The organism is uncultured Nocardioides sp. (assembly GCF_947489365.1).
Classification (GTDB): domain Bacteria; phylum Actinomycetota; class Actinomycetes; order Propionibacteriales; family Nocardioidaceae; genus Nocardioides.
On record NZ_CANLDB010000002.1, the window covers coordinates 563,751 to 577,626 of the forward strand.

Below are 13,876 nucleotides of genomic sequence, written 5' to 3' on the forward strand. Positions count from 1 at the left end.
GGCGCCCGCCGCACCGCGATCGGTGCGCGTCGATCGGCGTGAGCGTAGGTGGCGCTGGGCACACTAGGGACATGGCCGGTGACCGCGACGAGGGTGGACGAGACCTGACCCGGAAGGCCGCGGCCCGGACGGCGCGGCTCGCCGCGCTCCCGATGTCGTACGCCGGCCGCCGCGCGGTCGGCTTCGGCAAGCGGCTCGGCGGGCGTCCGGCCGAGGCCGTGATGAGCGAGGTGCAGCAGCGCACCGCCGAGCAGATCTTCCGCACCCTGGGCCAGCTCAAGGGCGGCGCGATGAAGATGGGCCAGATGCTGTCGGTGCTCGAGGCGGCGCTGCCCGAGGAGGCCGCGGCGCCGTACCGCGACGAGCTGACGAAGCTCCAGGACGCCGCTCCCCCGATGGCGACCCGCACGGTCAAGCAGATCCTGGCCCGCGAGCTCGGCGCCGACTGGCAGGAGCGCCTGACCTGGCTGGACGGCGGCCCCAGCGCAGCGGCGTCCATCGGGCAGGTCCACAAGGGCACCTGGCATGACGGCCGCGAGGTCGCGGTGAAGGTGCAGTACCCGGACGCCGGGCAGAACCTCCGCGCCGACCTCAAGGCGCTGGCGCGGCTGGCGAAGAGCGTCGGACCGCTCTTCCCCGGCATGGAGCTGGGACCCCTGGTCGCCGAGCTGCAGGAGCGCTCCACCGACGAGCTCGACTACGCCCTCGAGGCCGAGGCCCAGCGCGCGTTCGCCGCGGAGTTCCGCGACGACCCGGACATCGTCGTCCCCGACGTGGTCGAGGTGGGCGAGACCGTCCTGATCACCGAGTGGATGGACTCCGCGCACTCCCTGGCCCGCACGATCGCGGAGGGGACCACCGAGGAGCGCGACCACTACGGCGAGCTGTTCAGCCGTTTCCTCTTCTCCGGGCCGGGGCGCACCGGCATGCTCCACGCCGACCCCCACCCCGGCAACTACCGCGTCATCCCCGCCGCGGACGGCGGGCTGGGGCAGCTCGGCGTGCTCGACTACGGCGCCGTCGCCCGCCTGCCCGACCGGTCGCTGCCCCGGGCGATGGGCGCGCTGATCCGCATCGGCGGGCAGGAGGACGACGTCGCGCTGCTCGAGGGGCTACGCCGCGAGGGCTTCGTCCGGGACAAGGTGACGGTGGACCCGCACCTCGTCCTGGACTACCTCGAGCCGTTCATCACGCCGACGAAGGTCGAGCGGTTCCGCTTCAGCCGCGCGTGGATGCGCGAGGTGTTCCAGCGGATCAACGACCCCCGCAACCCGGCGTTCAACGTGGCGCTGAAGCTGAACCTGCCCCCGTCGTACCTGCTGATCCACCGGACCTGGCTCGGCGGCATCGGCGTGCTCTGCCAGCTCGAGGCGGAGGCGCCGTTCCGGGCGATCCTGGAGGAGTGGCTCCCGGGGTTCGCGGAGGAGCCGGTCTAGCCGCGCCTGGGGGCCGGGTGACTCAGACCGGCTCGCAGTCGTGGCCGCAGGCGGTGTCCGTGGGGCCGTCGGCGTGCTTGGCGGGGCGGTGCAGGACGGCGGTCGCCGGTGTGACCCGTGCCTGACCGTCGGGGCCGCCCACGACCTCGGCGGTGCCGTCGATCAGCAGGGTGAACCCCTTCGGCTGCGCCGGCGGCAGGATCAGGGTGACCGCCGGGTTGGCCCCGATGTTCGCGGTCGACCCCTTGCCGGGCCCGTCGAGCACCACGACGCCGTCCTCGACGCGCGGCTCGACCGTCACGGCCTTCACGCCGCCGTCCGCCGAGACGGTGACGAGGTAGCCCGGCGGGTGCTGGGCGACGGCGTCGGCGAGGTCCGCGAGGTCCACCTGCTTGCTCATGGCGCCACCGTACGCCGGGCCCGCGCCGCGCCCCGGGTGGTCGGGTGCGGTCGGGCGCCCTCGGGGCGCCGTTTCTGCACAAACGGCAGATTTCGGGCCCGCCGGACCGCCGTTTCGCACAAAACGGCAGCGCCGGGGCCGCCGAGCCCACCCGGACTCAGTCGCCGGTGACCCCGTCGACGGCCTCGCGCAGCAGGTCGGCGTGCCCGGCGTGGCGGGCGTACTCCTGCACCAGGTGCGCCAGGACCCACCGGAGGCTGACCAGCCCGTAGCTCCGTTCGCGGACGGCGAGTCGGTCGAGGCCCTCGGGTCCCGCGGCCAGCTCGTCGAGCAGTGCGTCGCAGTCGGCGGCGGTCCGCTCGTGCAGGGCGAGGACGTCGGCGGGGTCGTCGTCAGCAGCGGAGTGCCAGTCCCAGTCCTCGTCGTCACCCCAGGGAGCGGAGGCCCAGGGCTCGGTCGGCTCGCGCCCGGCCATGACGTAGGAGATCCAGAAGTCCTCCACGAAGGCGAGGTGCTTCAGGATCCCGCCCAGGGTCATCGACGACGGGGCGAGGGCGCGGTCGAGGTCGGGCGCGGACAGACCGGCGGCCTTGCGTCGCAGGACGCCGCGGAGGAAGTCGAGGAAGCCGCGCAGGACCTCCTGCTCGGTGCCGGCGATCGGGGGGCGGGGCAGGAGGTCGGTCACCGGCCCATCCTCGCCAGGGTGTCCCCCGTCCGCGACCGGTTTCCCCGGGGGTGGGCTTCGGCCAGGCCCCCGGCGGGGTACTCCCTGACGTCTCGACCCGATTCCGGGCCGGTTCCGGGTCACGACGTCAGGGACTACCCCGGACCCCCCGCCCGCCGGACCCCCGCCCGCCTGAGGACCGCGACCCGACGGCCCCTACGCGTCGACCCACCGCTCGCCGCTGGCGACGGCGGACGCGCTCCCTCCGGTGAGCGCGGCGAGGCGGGCGTCGAGGTCGGCCACCTCGTCGGGTCGTACGCCGAGCCGCAGCGTCACCGTGTCGGCCCAGGCCATGTCGAGCACCGCCACCCCGGCGTCACGCAGCGCCGACTCGACCCGTCCCGCGTCGGCGTGGTCCAGGTCGAGGGTGAGCTCGCTGAGCAGCAGCCGCCGCCGGCTGCCGGCCGCGTCCAGACCCGCGCGGGCGGCGTCGCCGTACGCCCGGACGAGACCGCCGGCGCCGAGCAGGGTTCCGCCGAACCAGCGGGTCACCACCACGACGACGTCGCAGAGGCCCGAGCCGCGGACGACCTCGAGGATCGGGGCACCGGCGGTACCGGCCGGCTCGCCGTCGTCGTGGCTGCGCTCGAGGGAGCCGTCGGGGCCGAGCACCCACGCCGAGCAGTGGTGCCCGGCGTCGGGATGGGTACGACGGAGCCGGGCCACGACGTCGCGGGCGGCGTCCTCGTCGTCGACGCGCTCCACGGTGGCGAGGAAGCGCGAGCGGGTCACCTCGGTCTCGGCGGTGGCCGCCCGGGCGGGCACCCGGTAGGCGTCGACGCTCACGCGACGCCCAGGGCCCGCAGCCCCGCGGTGACCCCGACGGCGACCACGACCGCCAGCACCAGCGGTGCGCGCACGAGCAGCACCAGCCCCCCGGCCGCCACACCCCCGGCGGTCGCCCCGACGCGCAGGACGTCGCCGTCGGCCAGCGCGGTCGTGACCACCAGCGCCGCGAGCAGCGCCGAGGGCAGCAGCGTGATCACGCCGATCATGCGCGGGGGCAGCTGTCGGGAGCCGAGCACCAGCGGACCCGCCCCCTTGATCAGGGCGGTCAGCAGCGCGACGACCCCGATCAGGACCCAGATCTGGGCGGTGCTCACGCCGCACCCCCGGCACGGCGGCGCAGGCCGACGAGGGCGACGGCGGAGGCCGCCAGCACCGGCACGCCGGGCGGCGTCAGCGGGATCAGCGCCAGCGCCACGACCGCGCCGGCGGCCGCGATGGCGCGCGAGCCGTTGCCACGCAGCTCACCGAGCAGCAACGACAGGAAGAAGACCGGGAAGACGGCGTCGAGGCCCCAGCGGTCGACGTCGCCGAGGAGGCCGCCGCCGTACGCCCCGAGCGCGGTCCCGGCCACCCAGAGCACGTACTGCGGGGCGGAGGACCCGAACAGCAGCCAGCGGTCGAAGGTGCCGTCGCCGTTGTTGGACATCGCCCACGAGGTGTCGACCACGGCCTGCCCCTGCGCCGCACGCGACAGGCGGTTGCCGCGCAGGGACGGCGTGAGCGCCAGGCCCATGGCGAGGAACCGGGAGCTCATCAGCCCGGAGGCGAGGACGGCGGGGAGCAGTCCCCCGCCGCTGCCGACGACGGTGACGGCGGCGATCTGCCCGGAGGCGGCGTACACCAGCGCCGACATCACCACCGCCTGCAGCGGGGTGAGCCCCGCCTGGACCCCGACGACACCGAAGGAGACACCGACGAGGCCGACGACGATCCCGATGGGGACGCCGACCCGCAGGCCGGGACGGAACGACGAGCGGTCCTCGGGGTCCTCCCCCGCGTCCCGCGCTGACCCCTCCGTCGTCATCGCGGCCCATCATGGCCGACGTGCCGCGACCCCCCGGGCGGGAGGGTGGCTGCTCAGGCGATGGCGGCGCGGCCCGAGGAGCGGTGCATCACCACGTCGGACGGCGTCACCCAGACCCGGCCGCTGCCGCGGTCGGGCCGGTCGGCGTCGCCGTCCACGAGCAGCGTGAAGCCGTCGGGCGTCGCGGGCGGGAGGATCAGGGTGAGCGCCGGGTTGGCGCGGAGGTCCTTCACCACCCCGGGGCCGGCCCCGTCGATGACGACGCGGCCGTCCTCCATCCGGGGCTCGACGCTGGCCGTCCGCACGCGGCCCCGCGCCGAGACCGTCACGAGGTAGCCGGGGAGGCGCTGGGCGATGGCACGGTCGAGACCACCGAGGTCGACTGGGGTGCTCATTCCTTGACACTACGCCCGTTTTGTTGCTGAGTACACAGGTGTAGCGAACGGTGTCCCGGGGTACCCCTCCTACTCGCCCACCCAGAACCCGCGGCCGCCGAACCAGTCGCCGTACGACGGCCCGCCGGACATCCCGCCCGGGCGCCCGGCCCGGCGTGATCCCAGGTAGGAGCCGACGACCGCGGCGCCGAGGTCGTCCAGCTCCGGGGCGACGGTGCGGCCGTCGACGCGGGCGGCCATCTGGTCGATGAAGCGCGCCAGCCCGGGGTCCTCCCCCAGGCGGAAGAACGTGGTCTGCGCGCCGAGGCGACGGGCGTTGTCGAGCTCGCGGACCGCGAGCGACACGGTCCGCGGGTGCGGCGGGTAGTCGAAGAACACCTCGCCGTCGGCCTCCAGGTGGGCGGTCGGCTCGCCGTCGGTGACGATCAGCAGGACCGGCTGGGCGCCCGGGTGCTTGCGGAAGTGCCGGTTGGCCAGCAGCAGCCCGTGGTGGAGGTTGGTGCCCTTGTCCCACCGGGCGTCGAGGCCGGTGAGCTCCTCGATGTCCATCGTCTCGGCGTGACGCCCGAACGCGATCAGCTCGAGCGCGTCGCCCCTGAACCGCGAGCGGATCAGCGTGTGCAGCGCGAGCGCGGTGCGCTTCATCGGCACCCACCGGCCGTCCATCGCCATCGAGAACGACGTGTCGACGAGCAGCGCCACGCACGCCTGGGTGCGGGCCTCGGTCTCCTGGACCTCGACGTCGTCCACGGTCAGCAGCGGGCCGGCACCGCCCTCGGCGGCCCGGCGCTGGATGCCGTTCAGCAGCGAGCGGGGCAGGTCCCACGGCTCGGTGTCGCCGAACGCCCACTCGCGGGTCGCGCCGGAGCGCTCCCCCGCGGCCCCGGCGGTCCGGGTGTCGCGGGCGCCGGAGCGGCCGGAGATCCGCTGGGCGACGTCCTTGAGCAGCGCCTTGCCGAGCTGGCGCATCGCCTTGGGCGTGAGCTTGAGCTGACCGTCGGAGCCGCGGCGCAGGGTGCCGCCGTCGCGCAGCGCCTGCTCGAGCTTCTGCAGGGTCCGCGCGTCGACGGCGGCCTCGGGCCCGAGCTGGCGGGCCATGGCGTCCAGGTCCAGGTCGGACGTGCGGGCGCCGGGGCGGGACTGGGCCAGCTGGTCGGAGAGCCGGTCCAGCTCGGCGAGGTCCTGGAAGACACCCGTGCCGTCGCCGAGGCCGAGACCCTCCTCGCCGCCCATCTGCTCGCCGCCCTCCCAGTCCTCGCCGGGACGCATCGACTGGAGGTTCCCGTCCAGGCGGGACAGCGCCTCGTTGAGGGCGGGCGACCCGAACGCCTGCTGCGAGAGCTCCATGAGCTGCTGGCGCTGCTCGGCGCTCATCGAGTTCATCATCCGCTGCGCCGCGGCCGCGCGCTGCGCCATGGCGTCCAGCAGCTCGTCGAGGTTCTGCGGGTCCTCCGGGAAGTACTGCCCGTGCTTGGCCATGAACTCCGCGAAGTCCTCGGCGGTGTCCTCGCCACGCTGCCGCTTCTCGAGCAGCTCGTTGAGGTCGTCGAGCATCTCGGCGATCGCCTGGCGGTCCTCGTCGGTGGCGTTCTCGAGCGCCTGCTTCACGCCCTGGAACCGCTGCTCGAGCATCTCGCGCCCGAGCAGGTCCTTGATCTGCTCGTACGCCTGCCGGGCCTCGCTGCTCGCCCAGTCGTACGACGACAGCTCGCTCACCGCGGCGGCGGTGTCGCTGGGCAGGTTCTCCATCGTCATCTCGCGCAGCGCCCGGTCGTCGTCGTCCATCAGCGCGTCGCGGGCGAGCTGCTTGCGCTCCTCCAGGACGGCCGTGTCGAGCAGCTTGCGGATCTCGCGGAGCGTGCCGTCGAGGTCGTGGCGGTCGAGTAGCTCCCGGCGCCGCTGCGCGACGCGACGGGCGAGGTCGTCGAGGCCCTGCTGGTCGGGCGAGCCGCGACGCAGGAACTCCCGCATCGCCCGCTCGAGGCTGTAGCCGGCCATGACGTCCTCGCCGATGGCGTCGAGCGCGTCGGCCAGGTCGACGGGCGCGGCGAGCGGGTCGCCGCCGTCGTACCTGCGGAAGCGGGTGCGGTCCTTCACGACCGCCGTCCCGCCTGCTCGACCGTCCCGGTCTCAGCCATAGACGGTCTCCGAGCCGTCGGAGTCCTTGCCGACCTTGCGGGCGAGGTAGAGGCCCTCGAGGGCGAGCTCGATCGCCCCGGCCCGCTCGCCGTCGTCGCCTGCGCCGACGGCGTCGCAGACCCGGTCGTACAGGTCGGACTCCCCCAGCACCGGCAGGCCGGCGAGGAAGTCGCGGGCGGTGACCTGCTCGCCGGTGGTCACCATCGCGCCGGACTCGATCGCGTCCACGAGCAGCGCGAAGTCGATGCCCCGGAAGCGCGCGCGGACCACCTCGGCCACGGCGGTGCGGAGCAGGTGGGTGAGGACCTCGGCCTCGCGACCCTCCTCGCCCGTCTCGAACTCGATCTTGCCGCCGAGGACGTCGACCGCGGTCTCCAGGTCGACGACGCGGGCGACGGCCCGCTCCTCGCCCTGCCGGGTCGCGCGGTGCAGCGCCGCGGCGGCGATGGTCTCGGCGCCGGCGATCGCGAAGCGGGCCGAGACACCGGAGCGCTGGTCGACCGAGGACGACGCCCGCAGGTTGCGGGTGAAGCGGGCGAGGACCTCCAGGAGGTGGTCGGGCACGTGGGCGACGAGCTCCGCCTCCTGCCGGACGACGGCGACCTCCGCGTCCAGCTCGCGCGGGTAGTGGGTGCGGATCTCGGCGCCGAAGCGGTCCTTCAGCGGGGTGATGATCCGGCCGCGGTTGGTGTAGTCCTCGGGGTTCGCGCTGGCGACGACGAGGACGTCGAGCGGCAGGCGCAGCACGTAGCCGCGGATCTGGATGTCCCGCTCCTCCATCACGTTGAGCATCGCGACCTGGATCCGCTCGGCGAGGTCGGGGAGCTCGTTGATCGCGACGATGCCACGGTGGCTGCGCGGGATGAGCCCGAAGTGGATCGTCTCCGGGTCGCCCAGCGAGCGGCCCTCCGCGACCTTCATGGGGTCGACGTCACCGATGAGGTCGGCGACGGAGGTGTCCGGGGTGGCCAGCTTCTCGGCGTACCGCTCGTCGCGGTGGCGCCACGCGACCGCGAGGTCGTCGCCCTGCTCGGCGACGCGGCGGCGGGACTCGACGGTGATCGGGTCGTACGGGTGCTCGCCGAGGTCGGAGCCGGCGATGACCGGGGTCCACTCGTCGAGGAGCCCGACCATGGTGCGCAGCAGGCGGGTCTTGCCCTGGCCGCGCTCGCCGAGCAGCACGATGTCGTGGCCGGCGATCAGCGCCCGCTCGAGCTGCGGCACGACCGTGTGCTCGAACCCGTGCAGGCCGGGCCAGGGGTCACGCCCCTCGGCCAGCGCGGCGAGGAGGTTGTCGCGGATCTCCGTCCGCAACGGCTTCTGCTCGTGCCCGGAGGCACGCAGCTGGCCCAGCGTGGCGGGCAGGTCGGCGGGACGGTGGTCGGTCGAGGACGCTCCGAGGCTCACCCGTCCACCGTAGGTCGGTCGCCAAGGGGCGCGCCACGGGCTCGGACGCGCCCGTCGGCACACCGGTGGGCCCGCGACACGCCGACGTCACCGCGTGGCGCGGTCGACGTGCCGCGGTGAGCGGTCAGGCGGCGCGCAGGGCCGGGTCCGCGTCGACGGCCTCGCGGCTGTCCGCGTCGTCCGGCCGCTCGTCGTCCGGCTGGTCGTGGATGTCGGGCATGACCACGGCCGCGACCGCGGCGACGACCATCGCGCCCGCGAGCACGAGGAAGCCGATGGTGTAGCCGGCCTCGGACGGCAGACCGGTGGCGGTGACGTGACCGACGACCACCCCGGTCATGACAGCGGAGCCGAGGGAGCCGCCGATGGTGCGGATGTTGGCGTTCATGCCGCTGGCGACACCGGTCTGGTGGGCGGGCACGGAGGCGATCACGACGCCGGCGAGGCTGGAGAACACGAGGCCGGAGCCGAGGCCCTGGAGCGTCGTCCAGGCGTAGATCTGCCAGGCCTCGTCGTGCGAGAGCGCGAGCAGCGCGAACGCCACGGCGGTCATGAGCGCACCGGAGGTGACGACCACGCGCGCACCCAGGCCGCGGACGAGCCGGGCGGTGAGGAACCCGACCGCGAAGCTCGCCATCGCCGACGGCAGCAGGAACCAGCCGGACTCGGCGATGGTCGCGTCGAAGCCGTAGCCGGCCTCGGACGGGGTCTGCAGGAACTGGGGCAGGAAGCCGAAGGAGGCAAAGAGGCCGAAGCCGACGCAGGCGGAGACGACGTTGGTCGTCCAGACGCCGCGGCGACGCATCATCGCCATGTCGATCAGCGGGGTGCGGACCCGGTGCTCCAGCCAGATCCACAGCACCATGAGCGCGACGCCGCCCACCATCAGGCCGAGCACCACGGGTGAGGTCCAGCCCCAGGTGTTGCCCTGGCTGACGCCCAGCAGGACCGCCACCAGCCAGCCCGCGAGCAGGACGGCGGGCAGCAGCGGGAGACGGGCGGGGCCGGTGGCCCGGCTCCGCGGGATCCACAGCAGCGTGGCCGCGGCCGCGAGCGCCGTGACGAGCATCGGCAGCCAGAAGAGCCAGTGGAAACCGAGCGTGTCCACGATCGGGCCCGCGACGACGATCCCGATGCCGAAGCCGACGGCGGCCAGCGAGGCCACGATCGACAGCGCACCGTTCACCTTCGCGCGGGGGAACTCGTCGCGGATGATCCCGAAGGACAGCGGCAGCACGCCGCCGCCGGCGCCCTGGACGACGCGGGCGGCGATCAGCCACCCGATCGAGGGGGCGAGCGCGGCCAGGAGCGAGCCGACGGACAGCGCGACGAGCGTGACGACCAGCATCCGCTGCTTGCCGACGACGTCGCCGAGACGGCCGAGCAGGGGCGTCGCGACCGAGGCGGCGAGCAGGTACGACGTCAGCACCCACGAGACCGTGGCCTGGTCGGTGTCGTAGCTGATGGCGAGCTGGCCCAGCACCGGGATCACCATCGACTGGAGCAGCGTGAACGACGCCACCGCCACCAGCAGCACCGCGAACGTGATCCGGTGGTCCCCGCGTGCCCTGATGGCTCTGCTCCTTCCCTTCGTTCCGACATGACGATTGTTACCGAGGGCAACGATCTAACCGAAGGCGTCGGGCGGTCCGTCTATTCCCCCCTACGGTGGCGCCATGACCGGAATGCTCGGGATCGGGGCCGAGGACGCGTGTCCCTGCGGCAGCGGGACGACGTACGGCGCGTGCTGCGGGCCGCTGCACCGCGGTGCGGTCGCAGAGACCGCCGAGGCCCTGATGCGGTCGCGCTACTCGGCGTACGCGCTGGGCGAGACCGACCACCTGTGGCGCACGTGGCACCCCCGGACGCGTCCGGAGCGGGTCACCTCCCGCGACGCGTTGACGTGGCGGGGGCTCGTCGTGGAGGAGGTCGTCGACGGCGGGCCGGACGACGCCGAGGGAGTGGTGGCCTTCACCGCGACGTACGACGGACCCGGGGGTCGGGAGGTGCTGCGGGAGCGCAGCCGCTTCTCCCGCCGGGGCGGCCGGTGGGTCTACGTGGACGGCGACGAGAGGGGGTGAGCCCTCCGGTCGGCGTCCCGCTCGGACCGGCCCTCCGCCCGGGCGTGGTACGCCGCCCGCGAGTTCTCGTGGGGGAAGTCGAGGTCGGGCACGGACACCCCGAGGGCCGTGCACAGCGGCTCCCACCCGTCACCGGGCTGCCACTCCACCAGCCGATCGGCCGGGATCGCGGCCCGGACGTCGGCGAGCCGGCGCTCGTAGCCCGCCATGACGTCGTCCGGGTCGTCGGGATCGGTGAAGTCACCGGCGAAGACCGACCGGAACAGCGGCACCATCGGGTCGCGCGGGTCGCCGTCCCGGTAGTGGCGGAACGCCGCCAGGACGGTGGTCTCCATGCTCCGGTACCAGGTCCCCGCGTCGCCGCGGTGCGACAGCAGGACCGGCGCCTCGGGGTAGGCCGCGGCGAGGTCGCGCCAGCAGGTCGAGAACGGGGTGTCGACACCGGCGGCGTACCCGTCGAGGAAGCGATCCCAGTCCGGCGGGTCGCCCCGGATCGCGGCCACCCAGGCGGCGGCGTGCTCGGGGTGCTGGAACGCCTCGCGCATGTGGTAGACCGGCGCCCCCAGCAGGAGGCGCAGCGCCTCGCGCAGCGAGGACGTGCCGGTGCGGGGCAGGCCGGCGCCGACGAGACGGATCATCAGCCCGCGGGCTTCGCCCGGTCGGCCGTGTCCGCGGGCGGGTCCGGGACGGCCTCCAGGCGCGGCTGCACCGGGAGCCGCTCGGTCTCGACGTCGTCGTCGAAGACGACCTCGACCCGCTCGAAGCCCTTGTGGCGCTGGGCGCGGGCGTAACCGGCGTACGCACGGCGATCGGCCTCGGTGAGGTCGACGGCATCGGTGAACGGCGTGAGCAGCGCCCGGGGGTAGAGCCGGCGGGCGAGGACGACGTTGACCTCCATGCCGAGGATGGCGATCACGGCGGCGATGTAGATGATGCCGAGCAGGCCGAGGACCAGGCCGAACGTCTGGTTCATCGACGTGGTCTCGCCGAGGACGCGGGTGGCGTACAGGGTGCCGACGTACTGCAGTCCCTGCCAGAGGATCGCCACGACGAAGGCGCCCGGTGCGGCGCTGCCGAGCGTGTGCTGGCGGGCCGCGGCGAGCCGGAAGAGGAGGGTGAGCCCGAGGCCGATGACGACGACGGTGGCGACCCGGATGACGACCCGCAGGGTGCCGTCGACGGCACCGCCGAAGACCTCGGTCGAGCTGCCGATCGCGGAGACGACCGTCAGCGCCAGCACCGCCAGGCCCGCGGTCAGCAGGAGGACCAGGCTCTTGAAGCGGAGCAGGAACGGGTTCGGCCGGCTGTTGCGCGGCACCGACCAGGCGACGTTCATGGCGTTCTGGATGGCCTGGCCGAGCCCGGAGGCGCCGTACAGCGCGGTCAGGACACCGATGACGATGCCCGCGAAGGAGCCCTGGAGGCCCTCGGGGCGGCCGAGCTGCTCCCCCACGATCGGGAAGTTGCTGAGCGCCGAGTCGAGGATCATCCCCTGGAGCTCGGGGCTGCCCTGCAGGACGTAGCCGAGGATCGACGTCGCCAGCAGCAGCACCGGGAAGATCGCCAGGAAGGCGTAGAAGGTGATGATGGCGGCGAGGTAGTTGCCCTGGTCGTCGAAGTACTTGTAGATCGTCGCCAGCGGCATCGAGATCGGCTTGAATCGTCGCTGGAAACGATCCAGGACGTCCGACACCTTGGCCACGGGAGAACGGTAGTCCTGCGCGCACGGTGGCGGGGCATCCTGGCCCCGACCCGCGGGTCCGTCAACCCCAGAGGCCGAGGACGTCCCCGCCGATCCGGACCGCGAAGGCCGCGACGACCAGGACGAAGAAGGCCCGCACGAACGACGCCCCGCGGGCGACGGCGACGCGGGCGCCGACGTACGCGCCGAGGACGTTGCCCACGCCCATCGCCAGGCCGACCCCCCACAGGACCGCGCCCTGCGGGACGAAGACCACCAGGGAGGCGACGTTGGTCGCGAGGTTCGCGAGGCGGGCGTTGGCCGAGGCGTCGAGGAAGCTGTAGCCGAGCGTCACCAGGCCGACGACGAGGAACGAGCCGGTGCCGGGCCCGAGGACGCCGTCGTAGAACCCGATCCCCGCGCCGAGGAGCATCGCCAGCACGGTGTGGCGGCCCGCGGAGTGGCGCAGCGCCGTCTCGGCGCCGACGTCGGGACGCAGCAGCACCCAGGCCCCGACGAGCAGCAGGACGACGAGCACGATCGGGTCGAAGGCGCCGCGCGGGATGAGGAACGCGGTCAGCGAGCCCGCCGCCGCACCCGCGAACGCCACCGCCATCATCGGGCCGAAGACCTTCGGGTCGGGTCGCACGCGGCGGTAGTACGTCGCCGAGCTGACGCTGACGCCCATCGCGGAGGCGAGCTTGTTGGTCGCCAGGATCTCGACCGTCGCGGACCCGGGGAGCGCGACGAGCAGCGCCGGCAGCTGGATGAGGCCGCCGCCGCCGACCACGGCGTCCACGAACCCCGCCGTGGCCGCGGCCAGCACGAGCAGCGCCAGGACCGTCAGCGAGATCTCCGGTCCGGCGAGCAGGCTCACGCCCGTCACCGTCTCACCCGGGGGCGGCCGCCGATGACCGGGGAGGGTGATGATGGGGGCGTGCGGATCTGCTCCCTGCTGCCCTCGACCACCGAGATCCTCTTCGCCCTCGGGGCCGCTGACGACGTCGTCGGGGTGACCTTCGAGTGCGACCACCCGCCGGAGGCCCGGTCCCGGCGCGTGGTGTCGACCTCGACGATGCCCGAGGGGCTGGACCCGGCGGGGATCGACGCGTGGGTCGCGGCGGCGTCGCGGCGCGGGGAGGACCTGTACCACCTGGACGCCGGCGCGCTCGCCGACCTCGGCGCCGACCTGGTGCTCACCCAGGACCTGTGCGCGGTGTGCGCGATCGACGTCGACACGGTGTCGGGTGCGCTCGCGCACCTCGGGTCCACGGCGGACGTGCTCACCGTCGACCCCCACACGCTCGCCGAGGTGTGGGAGTCGGTGCTGCGGATCGGCCGCGCGGTCGGGCGGCCCGAGGAGGCCGAGGTCGTCGTCGCGGACCTCCGGGCGCGGTTGGACGCCGTCGCGGCGCGGGTCGCCGACCGGCCCCGGCCGCGGGTCGCCGTGCTGGAGTGGCCGGACCCGCCGTACGCGCCGGGGCACTGGGTGCCCGAGATGGTCACGGCCGCGGGCGGCGAGAACGTGCTGGGCGGCGTCGGCGAGCGGTCGGTGCGGACCACCTGGGAGGCGATCGCCGCCACCGAGCCGGACGTCGTCGTGGTGGCCGCCTGCGGCTACGACCTGCCCGCCACCACCGCCATGGCCGACCGCATCCGCGCCGAGGGCCTCCTGCCCGCGCACGTGGCGCTGCACCCCGTCGACGCCGACGCCCACTGGGTCCGCCCCGGCCCCCGCCTCGTCGACGGGATCGAGGAGCTCGCCACCGCCCTGCACCCCTAGGCCGAGTCGGCACATCT

General features: G+C 74.0%; 15 protein-coding genes. 3 read left to right on the plus strand and 12 right to left on the minus strand.

All coding sequences use genetic code 11. From position 1 onward, the window contains the following. Window positions 1–71: 71 nt before the first annotated feature. Window positions 72–1,436: an AarF/ABC1/UbiB kinase family protein gene (locus tag Q0858_RS08140; protein ID WP_299052545.1), complete on the plus strand. Its 1,365-nt coding sequence runs from the start codon at window positions 72–74 to the stop codon at window positions 1,434–1,436. Window positions 1,437–1,458: 22 nt separating this feature from the next. Here Q0858_RS08140 and Q0858_RS08145 read toward each other — a convergent pair whose 3' ends face one another. From Q0858_RS08145 to Q0858_RS08185, 9 genes are all read right to left on the minus strand, one after another. Further along, complete coding sequence (locus Q0858_RS08145) at window positions 1,459–1,836, minus strand: pyridoxamine 5'-phosphate oxidase family protein (RefSeq protein ID WP_299052548.1); 378 nt, start codon at window positions 1,834–1,836, stop codon at window positions 1,459–1,461. A gap of 157 nt (window positions 1,837–1,993) precedes the next feature. Next, window positions 1,994–2,521: a DinB family protein gene (locus tag Q0858_RS08150; protein WP_299052551.1), complete on the minus strand. Its 528-nt coding sequence runs from the start codon at window positions 2,519–2,521 to the stop codon at window positions 1,994–1,996. A gap of 195 nt (window positions 2,522–2,716) precedes the next feature. Then, window positions 2,717–3,346: a YigZ family protein gene (locus Q0858_RS08155; protein WP_299052554.1), complete on the minus strand. Its 630-nt coding sequence runs from the start codon at window positions 3,344–3,346 to the stop codon at window positions 2,717–2,719. Next, window positions 3,343–3,663 carry an AzlD domain-containing protein gene (locus Q0858_RS08160; protein ID WP_299052557.1) on the minus strand — a complete coding sequence of 107 codons (321 nt, stop codon included), beginning with the start codon at window positions 3,661–3,663 and terminating at the stop codon, window positions 3,343–3,345. Before Q0858_RS08160 ends, Q0858_RS08155 begins: the two co-directional genes overlap by 4 nt. After that, complete coding sequence (locus Q0858_RS08165; RefSeq protein WP_299052559.1) at window positions 3,660–4,373, minus strand: AzlC family ABC transporter permease; 714 nt, start codon at window positions 4,371–4,373, stop codon at window positions 3,660–3,662. Before Q0858_RS08165 ends, Q0858_RS08160 begins: the two co-directional genes overlap by 4 nt. Window positions 4,374–4,426: 53 nt before the next feature. Then, window positions 4,427–4,768 carry a hypothetical protein gene (locus tag Q0858_RS08170; RefSeq protein ID WP_299052562.1) on the minus strand — a complete coding sequence of 114 codons (342 nt, stop codon included), beginning with the start codon at window positions 4,766–4,768 and terminating at the stop codon, window positions 4,427–4,429. A 69-nt stretch (window positions 4,769–4,837) separates the two neighbouring features. Next, entirely contained in the window at window positions 4,838–6,865 is a 2,028-nt protein-coding gene (locus Q0858_RS08175) for a VWA domain-containing protein (protein WP_299052565.1), read from the minus strand. 33 nt (window positions 6,866–6,898) lie between these two features. After that, window positions 6,899–8,314: a magnesium chelatase gene (locus tag Q0858_RS08180; RefSeq protein ID WP_299052567.1), complete on the minus strand. Its 1,416-nt coding sequence runs from the start codon at window positions 8,312–8,314 to the stop codon at window positions 6,899–6,901. A 124-nt stretch (window positions 8,315–8,438) separates the two neighbouring features. Further along, window positions 8,439–9,851 (minus strand): MFS transporter, encoded by a 1,413-nt coding sequence (locus tag Q0858_RS08185; protein WP_299052570.1) that lies wholly within the window; start codon window positions 9,849–9,851, stop codon window positions 8,439–8,441. A gap of 139 nt (window positions 9,852–9,990) precedes the next feature. Between Q0858_RS08185 and Q0858_RS08190 the strand changes: the two genes are divergently transcribed. Further along, entirely contained in the window at window positions 9,991–10,395 is a 405-nt protein-coding gene (locus Q0858_RS08190) for a YchJ family metal-binding protein (RefSeq protein ID WP_299052573.1), read from the plus strand. Here Q0858_RS08190 and Q0858_RS08195 read toward each other — a convergent pair. The 3 genes from Q0858_RS08195 to Q0858_RS08205 all read right to left on the minus strand — a co-directional run bounded on the left by Q0858_RS08195 (window position 10,368) and on the right by Q0858_RS08205 (window position 12,953). Then, the gene (locus Q0858_RS08195; protein ID WP_299052577.1) at window positions 10,368–11,033 is read right to left on the minus strand and encodes a sulfotransferase family protein; all 666 of its coding nucleotides are present in this window, start codon (window positions 11,031–11,033) and stop codon (window positions 10,368–10,370) included. The genes Q0858_RS08190 and Q0858_RS08195 overlap by 28 nt on opposite strands. Continuing rightward, the gene (locus Q0858_RS08200; RefSeq protein WP_299052580.1) at window positions 11,033–12,097 is read right to left on the minus strand and encodes a YihY/virulence factor BrkB family protein; all 1,065 of its coding nucleotides are present in this window, start codon (window positions 12,095–12,097) and stop codon (window positions 11,033–11,035) included. The genes Q0858_RS08195 and Q0858_RS08200 overlap by 1 nt, the downstream gene beginning before the upstream one ends. Window positions 12,098–12,158: 61 nt before the next feature. Next, window positions 12,159–12,953 carry a TSUP family transporter gene (locus Q0858_RS08205; protein ID WP_299052582.1) on the minus strand — a complete coding sequence of 265 codons (795 nt, stop codon included), beginning with the start codon at window positions 12,951–12,953 and terminating at the stop codon, window positions 12,159–12,161. Between the two features lie 60 nt (window positions 12,954–13,013). Here Q0858_RS08205 and Q0858_RS08210 point away from each other — a divergent pair, with 60 nt between their 5' ends. Next, window positions 13,014–13,859: a cobalamin-binding protein gene (locus tag Q0858_RS08210; protein WP_299052584.1), complete on the plus strand. Its 846-nt coding sequence runs from the start codon at window positions 13,014–13,016 to the stop codon at window positions 13,857–13,859. Window positions 13,860–13,876 lie beyond the last annotated feature (17 nt).